At 71.6% G+C, this 18,163-nt stretch carries 14 protein-coding genes; 7 read left to right on the top strand and 7 right to left on the bottom strand.

All coding sequences use genetic code 11. From position 1 onward, the window contains the following. Positions 1–8: 8 nt before the first annotated feature. Together H576_RS14325 and H576_RS0104730 are read right to left on the bottom strand one after the other, a co-directional pair. Entirely contained in the window at positions 9–917 is a 909-nt protein-coding gene (locus H576_RS14325; RefSeq protein ID WP_051172162.1) for an EamA family transporter, read from the bottom strand. Beyond that, positions 917–3,361 carry a DNA gyrase/topoisomerase IV subunit A gene (locus tag H576_RS0104730; RefSeq protein WP_029149987.1) on the bottom strand — a complete coding sequence of 815 codons (2,445 nt, stop codon included), beginning with the start codon at positions 3,359–3,361 and terminating at the stop codon, positions 917–919. Before H576_RS0104730 ends, H576_RS14325 begins: the two co-directional genes overlap by 1 nt. A gap of 86 nt (positions 3,362–3,447) precedes the next feature. Here H576_RS0104730 and H576_RS0104725 point away from each other — a divergent pair, with 86 nt between their 5' ends. Next, positions 3,448–4,578 carry an alkaline phosphatase family protein gene (locus H576_RS0104725; protein ID WP_029149986.1) on the top strand — a complete coding sequence of 377 codons (1,131 nt, stop codon included), beginning with the start codon at positions 3,448–3,450 and terminating at the stop codon, positions 4,576–4,578. Between the two features lie 4 nt (positions 4,579–4,582). Here H576_RS0104725 and sepH read toward each other — a convergent pair whose 3' ends face one another. Beyond that, positions 4,583–5,560 (bottom strand): septation protein SepH, encoded by a 978-nt coding sequence (gene sepH, locus H576_RS0104720; protein ID WP_029149985.1) that lies wholly within the window; start codon positions 5,558–5,560, stop codon positions 4,583–4,585. Positions 5,561–5,878: 318 nt separating this feature from the next. Here sepH and H576_RS0104715 point away from each other — a divergent pair, with 318 nt between their 5' ends. Continuing rightward, positions 5,879–6,172 carry a DUF4193 domain-containing protein gene (locus H576_RS0104715; protein WP_029149984.1) on the top strand — a complete coding sequence of 98 codons (294 nt, stop codon included), beginning with the start codon at positions 5,879–5,881 and terminating at the stop codon, positions 6,170–6,172. Positions 6,173–6,179: 7 nt separating this feature from the next. Here the strand turns inward: H576_RS0104715 and H576_RS0104710 are convergent, their stop codons facing one another. Then, positions 6,180–6,665 (bottom strand): DUF3093 domain-containing protein, encoded by a 486-nt coding sequence (locus tag H576_RS0104710; protein WP_029149983.1) that lies wholly within the window; start codon positions 6,663–6,665, stop codon positions 6,180–6,182. Positions 6,666–6,677: 12 nt separating this feature from the next. Between H576_RS0104710 and dut the strand changes: the two genes are divergently transcribed. The 5 genes from dut to dxs all read left to right on the top strand — a co-directional run bounded on the left by dut (position 6,678) and on the right by dxs (position 13,459). Next, positions 6,678–7,127 carry a dUTP diphosphatase gene (gene dut, locus H576_RS0104705; RefSeq protein WP_029149982.1) on the top strand — a complete coding sequence of 150 codons (450 nt, stop codon included), beginning with the start codon at positions 6,678–6,680 and terminating at the stop codon, positions 7,125–7,127. 22 nt (positions 7,128–7,149) lie between these two features. Beyond that, positions 7,150–7,764 carry a DUF3710 domain-containing protein gene (locus tag H576_RS0104700; RefSeq protein ID WP_029149981.1) on the top strand — a complete coding sequence of 205 codons (615 nt, stop codon included), beginning with the start codon at positions 7,150–7,152 and terminating at the stop codon, positions 7,762–7,764. Beyond that, positions 7,761–8,510: a DUF3159 domain-containing protein gene (locus tag H576_RS0104695; protein WP_425411268.1), complete on the top strand. Its 750-nt coding sequence runs from the start codon at positions 7,761–7,763 to the stop codon at positions 8,508–8,510. Before H576_RS0104700 ends, H576_RS0104695 begins: the two co-directional genes overlap by 4 nt. A gap of 177 nt (positions 8,511–8,687) precedes the next feature. Further along, positions 8,688–11,390: an aconitate hydratase AcnA gene (acnA, locus tag H576_RS0104690; protein ID WP_029149979.1), complete on the top strand. Its 2,703-nt coding sequence runs from the start codon at positions 8,688–8,690 to the stop codon at positions 11,388–11,390. Positions 11,391–11,497: 107 nt separating this feature from the next. Further along, on the top strand, positions 11,498–13,459 hold the full coding sequence (dxs, locus tag H576_RS0104685; protein WP_029149978.1) for a 1-deoxy-D-xylulose-5-phosphate synthase: 1,962 nt from the start codon (positions 11,498–11,500) through the stop codon (positions 13,457–13,459). 58 nt (positions 13,460–13,517) lie between these two features. Here dxs and H576_RS0104680 read toward each other — a convergent pair whose 3' ends face one another. From H576_RS0104680 to H576_RS0104670, 3 genes are all read right to left on the bottom strand, one after another. Beyond that, positions 13,518–15,653 carry a 3-hydroxyacyl-CoA dehydrogenase NAD-binding domain-containing protein gene (locus H576_RS0104680; protein ID WP_029149977.1) on the bottom strand — a complete coding sequence of 712 codons (2,136 nt, stop codon included), beginning with the start codon at positions 15,651–15,653 and terminating at the stop codon, positions 13,518–13,520. An 8-nt stretch (positions 15,654–15,661) separates the two neighbouring features. Next, complete coding sequence (locus H576_RS0104675; RefSeq protein WP_029149976.1) at positions 15,662–16,870, bottom strand: thiolase family protein; 1,209 nt, start codon at positions 16,868–16,870, stop codon at positions 15,662–15,664. Positions 16,871–16,947: 77 nt separating this feature from the next. Further along, positions 16,948–18,129: an HRDC domain-containing protein gene (locus H576_RS0104670; RefSeq protein ID WP_029149975.1), complete on the bottom strand. Its 1,182-nt coding sequence runs from the start codon at positions 18,127–18,129 to the stop codon at positions 16,948–16,950. Positions 18,130–18,163: the final 34 nt, after the last annotated feature.

The following is an 18,163-nucleotide window of genomic DNA, read 5'->3' as shown; positions in this document are numbered from 1 at the left end:
AGGGGGTCCTACAGCCTGATCTCGCTCGTGATGACGGGCGGTTCCTCGACGGGCTGGGCGCGGCGTGCGCCGAGCGTCGTGCCGATGCTGGCCGCGACGACGAGTGCGATCGCGATGACGCGCAGCGGCGAGAGCGCCTGGCTGAGGAGTAGCCAGCCGAAGAGCGCGGCGAAGACCGGCTCGAGCGCGAGGAGAACCCCGAAGACCCGCTGCGGGAGCCGGCGCAGCGCGACGAGCTCGAAGGAGTACGGCACGACCGAGGCGAGGAGCACGGTGCCGATGACGAGGGGGATGAGCGACGGGTCGGAGATGACCGTGCCGACCGCAGGCACGCCGAACGGGATGAGGGCGACGGCGGCGACGGCGAGGCCGACGCTCAGGCCGCCGAGGCCCGGGACGCTGCGGCTGACGCGCGAGCCCAGCACGATGTAGAGCGCCCAGCAGGCGGCGGCGCAGAGCACGAGGAAGACGCCGAACGGATCGAGCGGATCCGAGCCCAGCATGCCGTCGACCGCGAACAGCGCCATGGCCGCGAGCGCGACGGCGACCCACGCGATGTCGGAGCCGCGCCGGGAGAGCGCCGCCGCGAGCAGCAGCGGGCCGAGGAACTCGATCGCCACGGCCGGGCCGAGCGGCAGATGCTCGAGCGATGCGTAGAAGAGCCCGTTCATGGCGCCGAGGGCGAGGCCGTATCCCGCGACCGTCAGCCACTGATCGCGCGTCCACCGGTGGAGCGCGGGGCGGGCGACGATCAGCAGCGCGGCGGCGGCGAGCGTCACGCGCAGCGAGGTGAGCCCCCACGAGCCGAGCGTGGGGAAGAGCTGCACGGCGAGGGCAGCACCGAACTGCAGCGAGAGGCACGACCCGATGATGAGCGCGATCGGGAGACCGAGGGATCCCCGCGGCGCGGGCGGCACTAGAGGGCCCCGCCGATCGAGTCGATCGGCGCTTCGAGGGGCTGCCCGGATCCGTCGCGCTTCGAGAGCGTCATCGGCAGCTTGCGGACCGACCCCTTGGCGTCGAGCGCGTACGCCGGGTCGGGCCCGACCCAGGCGAGCTGCAGGACGTCCTCGCCCTTGAGGAAGGCGTGCGCGCGGACGCCGCCGGTCGCGCGGCCCTTCGCGGGGAACTCCCCGAAGTCGCTGATCTTCGCGCGCCCCGCGTCGGTCCCGGGCAGAGCGGCGCGGTTCGTCGAGACCGTCACGACGACGTTGCCGTCGCCCCGCGCGGCGCCGAAGAAGATCGCCTCGGACCCGTCCGCGACGCGCACGCCCGCCATGCCGCCGGCGGACGCGCCCTGCGGGCGAACAGCAGACGCCGGGAAGCGCAGGAGCTGCGCGTCGCTCGTCACGAAGACGAGCTCGGTGTCGTCGCCCGCGGGCGCGGCGCCGACGACGCGGTCGCCCGGCTTGAGTGCGACGGCCTCGATCTCGGACTTCGCGGGCAGGGCGCTCGGCACGATGCGCTTGACGACGCCCTGCGCGGTGCCGAGGGCGACGGGCACGTCGCCGCTGAGCTCGACGAGGGCGACGACCTGCTCGGCGCGGTCGTTGAGGCCGATGTAGTCGCGCAGCCGCACGCCCGCCGCGAGGGAGATCGAGGCGGGAGGGACCGACGGGAGGTCGATCGGGTGGAAGCGGATGAGGCGCCCGGCGTTCGTCAGCGCCCCGAGCTCGCCGCGGATCGTGCCCCGCGCCGACGAGAGGATCGCGTCGTGCTTCGCGCGCCGGGCGGGGGGAGCGAGCTCCTCGCCCTCCGGGATCTCGATCCGCACGGCGCGGCCCGTCGTCGACAGGGCGACGAACGTCGGGCCGTCGGCGATCTGCAGGTCGCCCTCCTGGCCCTTGCGGGGCCGGGCGGCGGCGGGCTTCGCGTTCATGAGGATCGTGCGCCGGGGGGTGCCGAGCTCCTCGGCGACCTGCTCGAGCTCCTGGCTCACCTGGGCGCGGATGAGCGCGTCGGATCCCAGGAGCTCCTCGAGCGCCGCGATCTCGGCGAGCAGCTCGTCGCGCTCCTTCTCGAGCTCGATCGTCGAGAACTTTGTGAGCCGGCGCAGGCGCAGCTCGAGGATGTACTCGGCCTGGACCTCGTCGAGGTCGAACACCTGGCAGAGGCGCGCCTTCGCCTCCTCGCCCGTCTCGGACGAGCGGATCACCTGGATCACCTCGTCGATGTCGAGGATCGCGATGAGAAGGCCCTGGACGAGGTGCAGGCGCTCCTGACGGCGGGCGAGGCGATAGCGCGAACGGCGCGTGACGACCTCGATGCGGTGGTTCACGTACACGACGAGCAGGTCGCGCAGCCCCAGAGTGGAGGGCTGCCCGTCGACGAGCGCGACGTTGTTGACGCCGAACGAGTCCTCGAGGGGCGTGAGGCGGTAGAGGCGCTCGAGGACCGCCTCGGGATCGAAGCCCGTCTTGACGCCGATGACGAGGCGCAGGCCGTTCTTGCGGTCGCTCAGGTCGTTGACGTCGCTGATGCCCTGCAGCTTCTTGGACTGCACGGCGTCCTTGAGCTTCTCGATGACGCGCTCGGGCCCGACCATGTACGGCAGCTCGGTGACGACGATGCCCGTGCGGCGGGGGCCGATCTGCTCGATCTGCGCCTTCGCGCGCACCTTGATGGATCCGCGGCCCGTCTCGAACGCGTCGCGCACGCCGTCGAGTCCCATGATGATGCCGCCCGACGGGAAGTCGGGGCCCGGCACGAACTCCATGAGCTCGGCCGTCGTCGCGTCGGGGTTCTCGAGGAGGTGCACGGCCGCGTTCACGACCTCGATGAGGTTGTGCGGCGCCATGTTCGTCGCCATGCCGACGGCGATGCCCGTCGTGCCGTTGACGAGCAGGTTCGGGAACGCGGCGGGCAGGACCGACGGCTGCTGGAACTGGCCGTCGTAGTTCGGCACGAAGTCGACGACGTCCTCGTCGAGGTCGCGGGTCATGCTCATCGCCGGGCGCGCGAGGCGGGCCTCGGTGTAGCGCGACGCGGCGGGGCCGTCGTCGAGGGACCCGAAGTTGCCGTGCCCGTCGATGAGGGGGACGCGGAGGGCGAAGTCCTGCGCGAGGCGCACGAGAGCGTCGTAGATCGCGCTGTCGCCGTGCGGGTGGAGCTTTCCCATGACCTCGCCGACGACGCGCGCGCTCTTGACGTGGCCCCGCTCGGGGCGGAGGCCCATCTCGGCCATCTGGTAGAGGATGCGGCGCTGCACGGGCTTGAGGCCGTCGCGCGCGTCGGGGAGCGCGCGCGAGTAGATCACGGAGTAGGCGTACTCGAGGTACGAGCCCTGCATCTCGGCTTCGAGGTCGACGTCCTCGATGCGCTCGGGAGCGGGTGCGCTTCCGGACGACGTGGATCGCGCCATGAGGGCCTCCTCGGAGTGGGGTGTCGATCGGGCTCCGCGCGGAGCGGATCGCGGTGTGCGACCGGCGCTGTGCGAGACTGGCCCGGATGTCGAAGATCCTACCGAATGAGGCCTCGGCGGGCCGTGATCTCGCCGGAGTGGCGCCCGAGATGCTGCGCTCGCTCGCGGGGGAGTCGACCTGGCTCCCGGCCGCCCGGTCCGCCGTGCTGATCGTCGTCGACGGGCTCGGATCCATCCAGCTCCGCGCGCACCGCGCCCACGCGCGGCGCCTCGCCGACGCGATGCCGAAGAAGCACATCGCGCGATCGGTGTTCCCGTCGACGACGGCCGCGGCCCTCACGACGCTCCTGACGGGTGCCGCGCCGGGATCCCACGGCCTCGTCGGCTACCGCGTCCTCGACCCCGATCGCGGGATCCTCGCGAACCAGCTGAACGGCTACGAGCGCGACGGGCTCGACCCCGTGACGTGGCAGCGCGAGGAGACGATCTTCGAGCGCGCGTCGGCCCGGGGATTCACCCCCTTCGTCGTCGGCATGGGGGAGTACCGCGGTTCGGGGCTCACGGCCGCGATCCTCCGTGGTGCCGAGTACGTGCCCGAGAACGACCTCGCGCAGCGCGTCCGCGTCGCGCTCGCCCTCGCCGCGGCCGCACCCGGGCGTCTCGTGTACTGCTACGTCCCCGAGCTCGACAAGGCGGGGCACGCGCGCGGCGTCGACTCGGATGAGTGGCGCGCGGCGCTCGAGGCGATCGACGCCGCCGCGGCCCCGGCGCTCGATCCCGCGGACGGCGTCGGCGTCGTCGTCACGGCCGACCACGGGATGGTCGACGTGCCGCGCCACCGCCACGTGCTGCTGCAGGACGGGGATCCGCGCCTCGCGGGCGTCGCGCAGATCGGCGGCGAGCCCCGCATGCTGCACCTGTACCTCGACGCGGGCGCCTCGGCCGACGAGGTCGCCGCGACCTGGCGTGCAGAGTCGGGCGCGAGCTGCGACGTGTCGACGCGCGACGAGGCGATCGGGGACGGGCTGTTCGGCGTGGTCGCTCCGCACGTCCGCGGGCGGATCGGCGACGTGCTCGTCGCGGCGCGGGGCGCCTGGGCGTTCTACGACGACCGCGTCGCCGACAAGGGCCCGCAGCGCATGATCGGGCAGCACGGATCGACGACGCCCGACGAGACGTCGGTGCCGCTCATCCGTCGCGGCGCCTACGCGGGCTGACGCCTCAGTCGTCGCTGCGCGCGCCGAACACGATGTCGTCCCAGGACGGCATCGAGGGGCGTCGTCGGCGGCGGCTCGTGTCGGTCGACGCCTGCGGGTCGTCGTCGGAGCGCGGGGCCTCGGCCTCGGGCTCCTGCTCCTCGGCCGGAGGGGGCGTCTCGTCGAGGACGGGGTCGAGGGCCCCGAAGATCGCGACGGGGCGCTCGGGGCGCTCGTCGTCGGCCTCTGCCGAGGGAGGCGCCTGGCGCTGTCCGCGCTTGCGGCGCAGCGCCTCGAGGAGATCCGCCGTGTCGGCGTGCTGCTCCTCGGGCTCGGACTGGGCCTCGGGCGGGAGGTCCTCCTGGAACGCGTGGTCGTCGAACGTCGACGCGTCCTTCTCCTCGGACTCGAGCGCGCGGAGGCGGGGGATCAGCCCCTCCGGCATGCGCCCCTGCCGCGAGAGCTGCGTCGCGTCGCCGTTCTGGGGCGCGAGCGCGCTGCGGCGCGGGTCGAAGGTCCATCGGGCGTCGTGGTCGACGCCGCCGGCCGAGAACGTGAGCTTGACGATCCAGCCCTCGTCGGTCTTCCAGCTCGTCCACCGCTCGGCCGCGGCCGAGAGCTCGGCGAGCTTCTGGTGGATCGCGGTGCCGAAGGTCGGATTCTCGTCCTGGTCGAGCCGGATCCCCGTGAGCACGGGCATCGCGAGCGCCCGGCCGACGATGTGCTCGCGCTCGGCGAGGACGGGCCCCTCGAAGAGGCGCACGCGCTCGACGTCGCAGCCGAGCAGCTCGGCGACCTCCTCTGCGGAGAGCCCGGCGCGGATGTGCGCCTGGATCTCGCGCGGGCTCGGGCCGACGACCTTGGGTCGCGCCTCGACCTCGACCCCGGCTCGGCGCACCTCGGTGCGCAGCATGTCGTCGATGTCGAGGGTGAAGCGCTGTCCCTGCTCGGTGGCCAGGACGAGCCGCATGCCCTCCGTGCCGACGATGGTCAGCTGTTCCATCCCTGCTCCCTTCCGCGGCCGCGCACGCGTCGCGGCTCGGAGACATGGTGCCACGCGACCCGCGCCCGGGCGGGGAATAACGCGGGCGCGCCGCCCGTTCCACCGGGCACAGCTCGTCTGACGCGCCGCGCGGCCCGACACATTTGCGAAACACGCGCATGTCATGCAGACTGTCGCCGCCCCGCCGCACGCGCGATATCCGCGTCGCCTGTCGACGACAGCCGCGCTGCGCCGGTCGAGAGCTGGTCGTCGGGCGCACCCGAAGGCCCCCGCGACACCGCTGACCCACCCCTCCCCTGAAAGAAGTGACGCCCACCGATGGCAACTGACTACGACGCCCCGCGCAACAAGAACGAAGATGAAGGCAACGAGTCGATCGAGGCCCTCAAGGCCGCGCGCTCGAGTCAGACGGCGGCGACCGAGACCGAGGACTCGGACAACCCGAGCTTCGAGCTCGGCGGCAACGACCTCTCGAACGTCGAGCTCGACGTCGTGGTCCTGCCGCCGCAGCAGGACGAGTTCACCTGCATGAGCTGCTTCCTCGTGAAGCACCGCTCGCAGCTCGACCACATGTCGGACGCCGGCCCGATCTGCAAGGACTGCGCCGTCTGACGCCCGCCTAGCGGCGCTGCGCGCGCTCGATGGCCGCCGCGAGGCGGTCGGGCGTGCGCGACGAGATGGTCCACGAGGTCACGGGATCGTCGGGATCGATGTTCGGAACGAACACGATGCCGGCGATCCCTCCGCGTATCAGGTGCCATCCCTGCGTGTCGATCGAGACGCCGCGCACGTGACGCGCGTCCTCGCCCTCCAGGACGCGCGGTTCGCCGAGCAGCGACACGTCGATGTGCGCGCGCCCCGCCTTGAGTTCGGTGCCGCGGATCCGCACGATCGGGGCGGCCATGACGAGCAGGAACACGACGACGATCGCGGTCAGGACGCCGAGCCCGATCGCGACGATGCGGTCGTACTGGACGAACACGAGGGCGACCATCGGGGAGACGATCGCGGCGCCCGCGAGGATCTTCAGCGACGGCGTGAGCCGCTCCTGATAGGTGCGGGCTGTGGATGCGATGCCCTCAGCGGGCGCGTTGACGTTCTGCATTACCCTCGTTGCGTGACCGAAACCGTGGACGTCCCCATTGTCGCACCCGTGGTCCCGGCCTACGCGCACCCCGGCGACGCGGGCGCCGATCTCGTCTCGACCGAGGCCGTCCGCCTCGAGCCGGGACAGCGCGCGCTCGTGGGCACGGGAGTGCGCATCGCGCTGCCCGAGGGGTACGCGGCCTTCGTCGTCCCGCGCAGCGGCCTCGCGGCGAAGCACGGCATCACGATCGTGAATTCGCCCGGCACGATCGACGCGGGCTACCGTGGCGAGATCAAGGTCGCGCTCCTCAACACCGACGCGGCCGCGGCGTACGAGGTGTCGCCCGGCGATCGCATCGCCCAGCTGATCCTGCTTCCGGTTCCGCGCGCGAACTTCATCCCCGTCGACGATCTCTCCGAGAGCGTCCGCGGCGAGGGTGGGTTCGGATCCTCCGGATACGCGACGCCGGCCGCCCGCTGAACCACGAGAGGACCGCACACAGATGACCGACGAAGACGCGAAGCCCGAAGACGCGGCGCCCGAGGCGCCGTCGACCGAGAAGTCGGCGCCCGAGGACCGCGCCGAGAGCGGCCCGCTCGACGAGACCGAGGCGCCGCCCGTGCGCCCGTACATCGACCTCGGCGGCGTCAAGATCCTGCCGCGAGAGGGGCTGAACCTGCGCCTCGAGGTCGAGGAGCAGACGAAGCGGATCGTGGCGGTCGGTCTCGACTACGCCGACTCGACGCTGCAGGTGCAGCCGTTCGCCGCGCCGCGCTCCGCGGGGCTGTGGCACGAGACGCGCGAGCAGATCCGCGGCCAGGTCGCCCAGCAGGGCGGTCGGGTCGAGGAGCGCGAGGGCCCGCTCGGGCCCGAGCTGCTCGCCGAGGTGCCCGTGAGCGCCGACAGGGGTGCCGAGAAGCGCATCGCGCGCTTCGTCGGCGTCGACGGCCCGCGCTGGTTCCTGCGCGGCGTCATCGGCGGCAGGGGAGCGAGCGACCCCGAGGCGGCCGAGAAGGTCGAGGACCTGTTCCGCTCGATCGTCGTCGTGCGCGGCGGATCCCCCATGCCCCCGCGGGACCTCATCCCGCTGACGATGCCCACGACGCCCGGATCGTGAGCGACGCCGGCACGCCGCTGACCCCGCCGGAGCCCGACGAGGGCGACCCGTCGGCGCCCGGGGCGTTCGCCGCGGCGTTCGGCCAGGCGGCGAAGCGCGCGGGCCTCGATCCGTCGTCCTCGTCCTCGACGGGCCGCGCGGTGTGGACCGCGATCGGCGGCGTTCGCGGCGTCTTCGAGTCGGTCGTCCCGCTCGTGGTCTTCCTCGTGAGCCTGACGATCTGGTCGGACCGGCTGTGGCTCGCGGTCGTTCTGTCGATCGGGGCCGCCGCGATCTTCACGATCGCCCGCCTCGCGCAGCGGCAGGCGCCGTCGGCGGCGCTCGGCGGCCTCGTCGCCGTCGCGGTCGCGGGCGTCCTCGCGCTCGTGACCGGGCGGGCAGAGGACAACTTCATCCCCGGCTTCCTGACGAACGTCGTGTACGGGGGAGTGCTCCTCGCGTCCGCGCTGAGCGGCTGGTCGGTCATCGGCCTCGCGGGCGGCTTCCTCATGGACGACGGGCTCGCCTGGCGGGCGGACAGGCGCAAGCGGCGCGTCTACTTCTGGCTCGCGATCGCGTGGGCGGCGCTCTTCTTCGCGCGCCTCGCGGTGCAGTTCCCGCTCTGGCTCGCGGGCGCCGACGTCCAGCTGATCGGGACGATCAAGCTCGTGATGGGGATCCCGCTGTTCGCGCCGCTCGTCGCGATCACCTGGCTCGCGGTGCGGGCCCTCTACCCGAAGCGGGACGCGGACACGCCAGCCTCCTGACGCCGTGCGTCGGCGGTCCTCGTCGTGTACGATTTATCTCGACATCAAGATAAATTGCGCCTCGCGACGAGGCCGCCTCCCTGCTGCGAAGGGGTTAGGGCGGCCTTGGTGGACCTCGTCCGACCCTGGGAGGATGATGGGAGGCGCAATGCCGCGGTCGACCAGGAGGAGACACTCGTGTCCACGGTGAACAGCTTCGGTGCGAAGAGCACCCTGACGGTCGGCAGCACCGACTACGAGATCTTCCGCATCGACGCGGTCGACGGCTTCGAGCGGCTCCCGTACAGCCTGAAGGTGCTGCTCGAGAACCTGCTGCGCACGGAAGACGGCGCCAACATCACGAAGGAGCAGATCTCGGCCCTCGGGAACTGGGACGCCTCGGCCGATCCGTCGACCGAGATCCAGTTCACGCCGACGCGCGTCGTGATGCAGGACTTCACGGGCGTGCCCTGCATCGTCGACCTCGCCACGATGCGCGAGGCCGTCACGGCCCTGGGCGGCGACCCCGACCGGATCAACCCGCTCTCGCCCGCCGAGATGGTCATCGACCACTCGGTGATCGCCGACCTCTTCGGCCGGCCCGACGCCCTCGAGCGCAACGTCGAGATCGAGTACGAGCGCAACGGCGAGCGCTACCAGTTCCTGCGTTGGGGCCAGACGGCCTTCCAGGACTTCAAGGTCGTGCCCCCCGGAACGGGCATCGTCCACCAGGTCAACATCGAGCACCTCGCCAAGGTCGTCTACGACCGCGAGGTCGGCGGCGTCCTCCGTGCGTACCCCGACACCGTCGTGGGAACCGACTCGCACACGACGATGGTCAACGGCCTCGGCGTGCTCGGCTGGGGCGTGGGCGGCATCGAGGCCGAGGCCGCCATGCTGGGCCAGCCCGTGTCGATGCTCATCCCGCGCGTCGTGGGCTTCAAGCTCTCGGGCGAGATCCCCTCGGGCGTCACCGCGACCGACGTCGTGCTCACGATCACCGACATGCTGCGCAAGCACGGCGTCGTGGGGAAGTTCGTCGAGTTCTACGGCGAGGGCGTCGCGTCGGTTCCGCTCGCGAACCGCGCCACGATCGGCAACATGAGCCCCGAGTTCGGCTCGACCGCCGCGATCTTCCCCGTCGACGACGTCACGCTCGACTACCTGCGCCTCACGGGCCGCGACGAGCAGACGGTCGCGCTCGTCGAGGCGTACGCGAAGGAGCAGCACCTCTGGCACGACCCGTCGCGCGAGCTCGTCTTCAGCGAGTACCTCGAGCTCGACCTCTCGACGGTCGTTCCCTCGATCGCCGGGCCGAAGCGCCCGCAGGACCGGATCCTCCTCTCGGAGGCGAAGTCGCAGTACCAGACCGACATCGCGAGCTACTCCGACGAGGCCTCGAAGCCGACGCACGTCCGCGCGGGCGAGGTCGACTACGAGCTCGACAACGGCGCCGTCACCCTCGCCGCCATCACGTCGTGCACGAACACGTCGAACCCGTCGGTCATGGTCGCCGCGGGCCTCATCGCCCGCAAGGCGCGCGAGCGCGGGCTCACGAGCAAGCCCTGGGTCAAGACGACGCTCGGCCCCGGCTCGAAGGTCGTCACCGACTATTACGAGAAGTCGGGCCTCGACAAGGACCTCGAGGGCCTCGGCTTCTACACCGTCGGCTACGGCTGCACGATCTGCATCGGCAACTCGGGACCGCTCATCGAGGAGGTGTCGCAGGCCGTCAACGAGAACGACCTGGCCGTCACCGCGGTGCTCTCGGGCAACCGCAACTTCGAGGGCCGCATCAGCCCCGACGTCAAGATGAACTACCTCGCGTCTCCGCCGCTCGTCGTGGCCTACGCGCTCGCGGGCACGATGAACTTCGACTTCGACAACGACCCGCTCGGGACCGACGAGTCAGGCGCCGAGGTCTTCCTCAAGGACATCTGGCCGAGCCCGGCCGAGGTCCAGGAGATCATCGACGCCTCGATCTCGCGCGATCAGTTCATCAAGCAGTACTCGACGGTGTTCGAGGGCGACGAGCGGTGGAAGAACCTGCCGACGCCCACGGGCCCCATGTTCGAGTGGGACGAGAACTCGACCTACGTGCGCAAGGCGCCGTACTTCGACGGCATGACGATGGAGCTCGACCCGGTCGCCGACATCCAGGGCGCGCGCGTCCTCGCGACGCTCGGCGACTCGGTCACGACCGACCACATCAGCCCCGCGGGCGCGATCAAGGGCGGAACCCCCGCCGCGCAGTACCTCACGGAGCACGGCGTCGAGCAGCGCGACTTCAACTCCTACGGCTCGCGCCGCGGCAACCACGAGGTCATGATCCGCGGCACGTTCGCGAACATCCGCCTCAAGAACGCGCTCGTGCAGGCGGTCAACGACGGCAAGGTCGTCGAGGGCGGCTTCACGCGCGACTTCACGAAGCCCGAGGGCCCGCAGTCCTACATCTACGACGCCGCGCAGAACTACGCGGCCGAGGAGACGCCGCTCGTGATCTTCGGCGGCAAGGAGTACGGCTCGGGATCCTCGCGCGACTGGGCCGCGAAGGGCACCTCGCGCCTCGGCGTCAAGGCGGTCATCACCGAGAGCTTCGAGCGCATCCACCGCTCGAACCTCATCGGCATGGGCGTCGTCCCGCTGCAGTTCCCGGCCGGCGAGAGCTGGGCGTCGCTCGGCCTCGACGGCACCGAGATCGTCTCGATCGCGGGCCTCGAGAAGCTCAACGACGGCGTGACGCCCGAGACGGTGCACGTCACGGCGGCGCCGAGCGAGCACTCGCCCGCGGGCAAGGCCCCCATCGAGTTCGACGCGGTCGTCCGCATCGACACGCCCGGTGAGGCCGACTACTACCGCAACGGCGGCATCCTCCAGTACGTGCTCCGCTCGCTGGTCTGACCCGCTCGGACGCAGGCGCCCCGATCGGAATCGTCCGGGCGGGGCGCCTTCTCCGTTCCGGGCCGCGCATCGCCGTGCTTTCCAGCCCGGCGGCGTAATGTCGGAACATGACCTTGCTCGATGGGATCACCGGCCCGCGCGACCTCGACCGGCTCTCGCCAGCCGAGCTGCGGCAGCTCGCGGGGGAGATCCGCGACTTCCTCGTCGATAACGTGTCCCGCACCGGCGGCCATCTCGGTCCCAATCTCGGCGTCGTCGAGCTGACGATCGCGCTGCACCGCACCTTCGACTCTCCCCAGGACCCCATCGTCTGGGACACGGGACACCAGTCGTACGTCCACAAGCTCCTCACGGGGCGCCAGGACTTCTCCGAGCTGCGCTCGCGCGGAGGCATCGCGGGCTACCCCCAGCGGTCCGAGAGCCCGCACGACGTCGTCGAGTCGTCGCACGCGTCGAGCTCGGTCAGCTGGGCGGACGGGATCTCGCGTGCGTTCGCGCGCACGGGCCGCGCCGATCGCCACGTCGTCGCCGTCGTGGGCGACGGCGCCCTGACGGGCGGCATGACGTGGGAGGCGCTCAACAACATCACCGACGACAACGACCGCAACCTCGTCATCGTCGTCAACGACAACGGACGCTCGTACGCCCCGACGATCGGGGGCATGGCCCGCTACCTCAACAGGGTCCGCACGGCGGCTCCGTACCGCGACCTCACGGCCAAGTCGGGCCGCGCCGCGGGCCTCTTCGGCGGCCTGGGCCGCGCGATGTTCCGCGGCTTCCGCGGCGGCATGCACGGCTTCCTCTCGCGCTTCACGAACAACACCGACCTGTACGCGCAGCTCGACATCAAGTACCTCGGGCCCGTCGACGGCCACGACATCGCCGCGCTCCGCGAGACGCTCGAGCTCGCGAAGTCGTACAGCGCCCCCGTTCTCGTGCACGTCATCACCGAGAAGGGCCGCGGATACGAGCCGGCCCGCGAGGACGAGGCCGATCAGTTCCACGCCGTCGGGCGGATCGATCCCGCGACGGGCGAGCCGCTCGGGTCGCACGCGACCGGGTGGACCGACGTCTTCGCCGAGAAGCTCGTCGAGATCGGCGAGCGCCGCGACGACGTCATCGCGATGACGGCCGCGATGCTGCGCCCCACAGGCCTCGGGCCCTTCGCCGAGCGCTTCCCCCAGCGCGTCTACGACGTCGGCATCGCCGAGCAGCACGCCGTCGCCTCGGCGGCCGGCCTCGCGTACGGCGGGCTGCACCCCGTCGTCGCGCTGTACGCGACGTTCGTCAACCGCGCGTTCGACCAGGTGCTCATGGACGTCGCGCTGCACAAGGCCGGCGTGACCTTCGTGCTCGATCGCTCGGGCGTGACGGGCCCTGACGGGCCGAGCCATCACGGTATGTGGGACCTCGCCCTCCTGCACATCGTGCCGGGGGTCCGCATCGCGGCCCCGCGCGACGCCGAGCGTCTGCGCGAGGAGCTCGACGAGGCCGTCGCGGTCTCCGACGCCCCCACGGTGGTGCGCTACCCCAAGGGCGACGTGGCGCCGGAGATCCCCGCCGTCGAGCGCCTCGGCGACGGCACCGACCTCCTCTACCGCGAGGGCCCCGAGGACGTCCTGCTGATCGGGATCGGCCCGTTCGCGGCCACGGCGCTCGATGTCGCGGGGCGCCTGCGGGCCCAGGGCATCGGCGCGACCGTCATCGATCCGCGCTGGGTCGTGCCCGTCGCCGCATCCGTCGTCGACATGGCACGCACCCACCGCCTCGTCATCACGATCGAGGACGGGATCCGCGTGGGCGGCATCGGCACGCGCGTGCGCCAGGTGCTCCGTGAGGCGGGCATCGACACCGCCGTCGACGAGCTGGGGCTGCCCGACGCGTTCATCGACCACGCGTCGCGCGGCGAGATCCTCGCCGACGCCGGGCTCACGCCCGCGAAGATCGCGCAGGACGTCGTCGCTCAGGTCCTCGGAGCGCGCATCCCCGTCGCCCGCACCGAGGAGGAGCACACGCGGCGCGTGCAGGAGCAGGCCGACACGGGCGAGATCCCGCGCCGCTCCCGCTGACGCCGGACGACGACGCCCCGCCGCTCCTCTCGGAACGGCGGGGCGTCGTCGTCGCGCGTCAGGCGACGCCGCGGATCTCGGGCTCGTGGAACGGACCCCCCGCCGCGCGGGCCGACGCGCCCGAGCGGTCGAGGTAGGGCGTCGCGCCGCCGTCGACGAACGGCCAGCCCGCGCCCAGGATGAGCGCGAGGTCGATGTCCTCGACCTCGGGGACCACGCCCTCGTCGAGCATGATCCGGATCTCGCGCGCGAGCTCGTCCTGCACGCGGGTGAGGATCGTCTCGGCGTCGGCGGGCGACGACCCGACCTCGATCACGGCTCGGGCCTCCTTCGTGAACCCCGTGATGCGCTTCTTCCGGTCGCGCTCGAGCGGGCCGTCGATCTCGGAGAGCGCGTGCATGTTCGGCGAGGAGTGGAAGCGGTCGGGGAAGTGCCCCGCCATGGTGTCCTGGACGTGTGCCGCGACCTTCCAGCCGACGAGGTCGATGAGCTCGAAGGGCCCCATCGGGAGCCCGAGCGGCGCGAACGCGGTCTCGACGTCGGCGAGCTTCGCGCCCTCGTCGACGGCGCGCGCCGCCTCGCCCATGACCTTCGCGAGCAGGCGGTTCACGACGAACCCCGGGGCGTCGGCGCAGCCGATCGCGTTCTTCTTCAGCGCCTTCGCCGTCACGAAGGCGGTCGACGCCGCCGCGTCGGTCGTCCGCGGCGTGCGGACGATCTCGATGAGCGGCATCACAGCGACGGGGTTGAAGAAGTGGAAGCCGACGAGGCGCTCGGGGTGCTCGAGCACCGAGCCGATCTCGGCGACCGAGAGCGACGAGGTGTTGGTCGCGAGGATCGCGTCGTCTGCGATGTGCGGCTCGATCTCGCGGAACACCTGCTGCTTGACCGAGGTCTCCTCGAACACGGCCTCGATCACGAAGTCGCAGTCAGCGAACTCGGCCTTGTCCGTCGTCCCCTCGATGAGCGCGCGGAGGCGGTTCGCCGCGTCGGAGTCGAGGCGCCCCTTCTGCTCGAGGGCCGCGATCTCGGTCACGATGGCCGCGACGCCGCGGTCGACGCGGTCCTGCGAGACGTCCGTGATGACGACGGGTACCTGCAGGCGGCGCAGGAACAGGAGGGCGAACTGCGTGGCCATGAGGCCCGCTCCGATGACGCCGACCTTCGTGACGGGCCGCGCGAGCGACTTGTCCGGCGCACCGACGGGGCGCTTCGCGCGCTTCTGCACGAGGTCGAACGCGTACATCGACGCCGCGAACTGGTCGCCCGTGATGAGGTCGGCGAGCGCCTCGTCCTCGCGTTCGAAGCCCTCGGCGACGGATCCCTTCGCGGCCTTCTCCAGGAGGTCGAGCGCGCGATACGGCGACAGCGGGACCCGCCCGATTCGCTGCTCGAGCGTCTCGCGGGCGACCTTGATCGCGATCGGCCACTTCGTCATGCGCTCGAAGCGCCCGGGCTGGTTCTTGCGTTCCACTGCGACGGATCCGCCGAGCACGCCGTCGGCCCAGGCGAGCGAATTCTCGAGGTAGGAGGCCGACGGGAAGATCGCGTCGAAGATCCCGAGGTCGAAGGCCTGCTGCGGCTTCAGCATGCGGTTCTGCTTGAGCGGGTTCGAGATCACGACCTCGAGCGCGTTCTCGATGCCGATGAGGTTCGGCAGGAGGGTCGCGCCGCCCCACCCCGGGATGATCCCGAGGAAGACCTCGGGGAGCGCGATCCCCGCCGCGGTGGCGTCGACGGTGCGGTACGTCGAGTTCAGCGCGATCTCGAGGCCGCCGCCGAGCGCGAGGCCGTTGACGAACGCGAACGAGGGGACGCCGAGGTCGGACAGCTTGCCGAGCACGTGGTGCCCGCGCTGCGCGATGAGCTTCGCGTTCTGCCGGGACTGGAGCGCCGAGATCTGCGAGAGGTCGGCGCCGGCGGCGAAGATGTACGGCTTGCCCGTGATCCCGACGGCGTCGAGCTCGCCCGCGAGCGCGCGCCGGCGGAGATCCTCGATGACGCCGTCGAGCTCGGTGAGCGTGCCGGGGCCGAGCGTGTTGGGGCGCGTGTGGTCGCGCCCGTTGTGCAGCGTGATGAGGGCGAGCGTGCGGCCGCTCGCGAGCGTCACGTCGCGCACGAGCGAGTGCGTGACGACCTCGTCGACGGCGGCGGCGTCGAGGGGCGCGAAGTCGATGGATTCGTAGTCGGTCATGGTCGTCATCACTTCCGCTTCTTCTTGCCGTTCCAATGCGGGTTCTCCCACACGACGCTGCCTCCCTGGCCCAGGCCCACGCACATCGCCGTGAGGCCGTAGCGCACGTCGGGGCGCTCCTCGAACTGGCGGGCGAGCTGGATCATGAGGCGCACGCCGCTGGCCGCGAGGGGGTGACCGAGCGCGATCGCGCCGCCCCACGGGTTGACGCGGGGATCGTCGTCGTCGATGCCGAAGTGGTCGAGGAACGAGAGCACCTGCACGGCGAAGGCCTCGTTGAGCTCGAAGAGGTCGATGTCGTCGATCTCGAGGCCCGCCTTCGCGAGCGCCTTCTCGGTCGCCGGGATGGGTCCGATTCCCATGACCTCGGCGGGGACGCCCGCGAAGCCGAACGAGACCATGCGCATCTTCGGCTGGAGCTTGAGCCGCTTGACGGCGCTGCCGCTCGCGAGGAGGCTCACCGTCGCGCCGTCGGTGAGGGGAGACGAGGTGCCGGCCGTGACGCGGCCGTGGGGGCGGAACGGGGTCTTGAGGCCCGCGAGCACCTCCATCGTCGTCTCGGGGCGGCGGCCCTGGTCCTCGATCGCGAGCTGGAACGCGCCGTCGGCGTCCTGGACCGAGACGGGAACGAGGTCGGGCTGGATCCTGCCCGCCTCGTAGGCCGCCTGGACCTTCTGCTGGCTGCGCATGCCGAAGCGGTCGGCGCGCTCCTTCGTCAGTTCGGGGAAGCGGTCGTGGAGACGCTCGGCGGTCACGCCCATGTTGAGGGCCTGCGGGTCGACGAGCCGCTCGGCGACGAAGCGCGGGTTCGGGTCGGCGTTCGAGCCGATGGGGTGGCGGCCCATGTGCTCGACGCCGCCCGCGATCGCGAGGTCGTACATGCCGGCGCCGATCGAGGCGCCCATGGTCGTGACGGCGGTCATCGCGCCGGCGCACATGCGCTCGATCGCGAAGCCGGGAACCGTGATGGGGAGCCCCGCGAGGAGCGCCGTCGTGCGGCCGAGGGTCAGGCCCTGGTCGCCCGTCTGGCTCGTCGCCGCGATCGCGACGTCGTCGATCTGATCCTTCGGGACCTGCGCGTTCCGGTCGATCAGACCCTGCATCGCCTTGACGACGAGGTCGTCGGCGCGGGTGTTCGCGTAGATCCCTTTGTCTCCGGCGCGCCCGAACGGGGTGCGCACGCCGTCGATGAAGTGGACGTCCAGCTTCTGGGCCACATTGCCTCCTGAGTGTGCGTTTGCGGTGCCAGCTTAGAAGGCGCGCACAACGCGGAGGCGAATCGGATGGGGCGAAGCTACGAAGCGTCGCCCGCGTCGCCGGGGGGCGTTTGCGCGGCGCGCACAAACGCGCGGGCGATGATCGGGGCGGTCTGCCCGATCTGCCAGGGACGGGCGCCGAGGGCCGCGAGAGCCTCGCCGATCGCCTCGGGCGTCACCCGCTCGGGCGGCTGCCACGCGACGCGGCGCAGGTGCTCGGGGGTCAGGAGGTTCTCGGTCGGCATCGACAGGAACTCGGCGTGCGCCTCGACGGCCGGCTTCGCCATCTTGAGGCGGTGATCCGCCTCGGGGCGACGGCCGGACCACGCCCGGACGGGAGGCAGGGAGTCGCTCGGAACGCGCTCGGCGGGCTGATCGGCGTCGGCTCGGCCGTCGACGAACGCCTGCCACCACCTGTCGAGCTCTGTGCGGCTCGCGCGGCCGACGAACTCCTTGACGCCCGCGAGCTCTCCGCGTGATCGCGGGTGCGCCGTGACGGCGGCGACGATCGAGCGATCGGGGACGAGCCGCCCCGGGGCCGTGTCGGTCTCGCGGGCGAATGCGTCGCGAGCGAGCCACAGGGCGCGGGCGACGGCGAGATCGCGGCGGCCGCGCACCTTGCTGAGGCCCGAGAGCCGCCTCCAGGGCTCGGCGGGGGCGCGCTTCGGGAGGCGCGTGAGCTCGTCGGCGAACTCCTCGTGCGCCCAGTCGAGCTTGCCCGTCGCCTCGAGCTCCTCGGCGACGGCGTCGCGCACGTCGACGAGGTGCAGGACGTCGAGCGCGGCGTACTCGAGCCAGTCCTGGGGGAGCGGGCGCGTCGACCAGTCGGCGGCGGAGTGCTCCTTCTTCAGAACGATCCCGAGCGTGCGCTCGACGACGGCGCCGAGGCCCACGCGCTCCCACCCGAGGAGGCGCGCCGACAGCTCGGTGTCGAAGATCGTGCGGGGGATCAGGCCGATCTCGCGCAGCGACGGCAGGTCCTGCGTCGCCGCGTGGAAGATCCACTCGGCATCGGCGATCGCGTCCTGGAGGGGCGTCATGTCGCCGATCGCGGGCGGGTCGAACAGGAAGACGCCCGCCCCCTCGCGGAAGACCTGCACGAGGTACGCCCTCGCGCTGTACCGGAAGCCCGACGCGCGCTCGACGTCGACCGCGACGGGCCCCGTCCCGGCGGCCAGCGTCGCCGCGGCGGCGGAGAGCTCTTCTGCGGTCTCGATCACGCGGTACGGAATGGCGGTCTCCTCGGGTCTGACG

It is taken from the genome of Microbacterium indicum DSM 19969, assembly GCF_000422385.1.
Taxonomy (GTDB): Bacteria; Actinomycetota; Actinomycetes; order Actinomycetales; family Microbacteriaceae; genus Microbacterium; species Microbacterium indicum.
Note: the sequence above shows the minus strand (reverse complement) of the source record. Positions and strands in the feature narration are given on the sequence as shown.

Bases quoted from the DNA above. Each gene is read 5' to 3' on its own strand.
- H576_RS0104730 (WP_029149987.1), bottom strand. From the start codon at position 3,361: ATGGCGCGATCCACGTCGTCCGGAAGCGCACCCGCTCCCGAGCGCATC.
- H576_RS0104725 (WP_029149986.1), top strand. From the start codon at position 3,448: ATGTCGAAGATCCTACCGAATGAGGCCTCGGCGGGCCGTGATCTCGCC.
- sepH (WP_029149985.1), bottom strand. From the start codon at position 5,560: ATGGAACAGCTGACCATCGTCGGCACGGAGGGCATGCGGCTCGTCCTG.
- H576_RS0104715 (WP_029149984.1), top strand. From the start codon at position 5,879: ATGGCAACTGACTACGACGCCCCGCGCAACAAGAACGAAGATGAAGGC.
- H576_RS0104710 (WP_029149983.1), bottom strand. From the start codon at position 6,665: ATGCAGAACGTCAACGCGCCCGCTGAGGGCATCGCATCCACAGCCCGC.
- H576_RS0104700 (WP_029149981.1), top strand. From the start codon at position 7,150: ATGACCGACGAAGACGCGAAGCCCGAAGACGCGGCGCCCGAGGCGCCG.
- dxs (WP_029149978.1), top strand. From the start codon at position 11,498: ATGACCTTGCTCGATGGGATCACCGGCCCGCGCGACCTCGACCGGCTC.
- H576_RS0104680 (WP_029149977.1), bottom strand. From the start codon at position 15,653: ATGACCGACTACGAATCCATCGACTTCGCGCCCCTCGACGCCGCCGCC.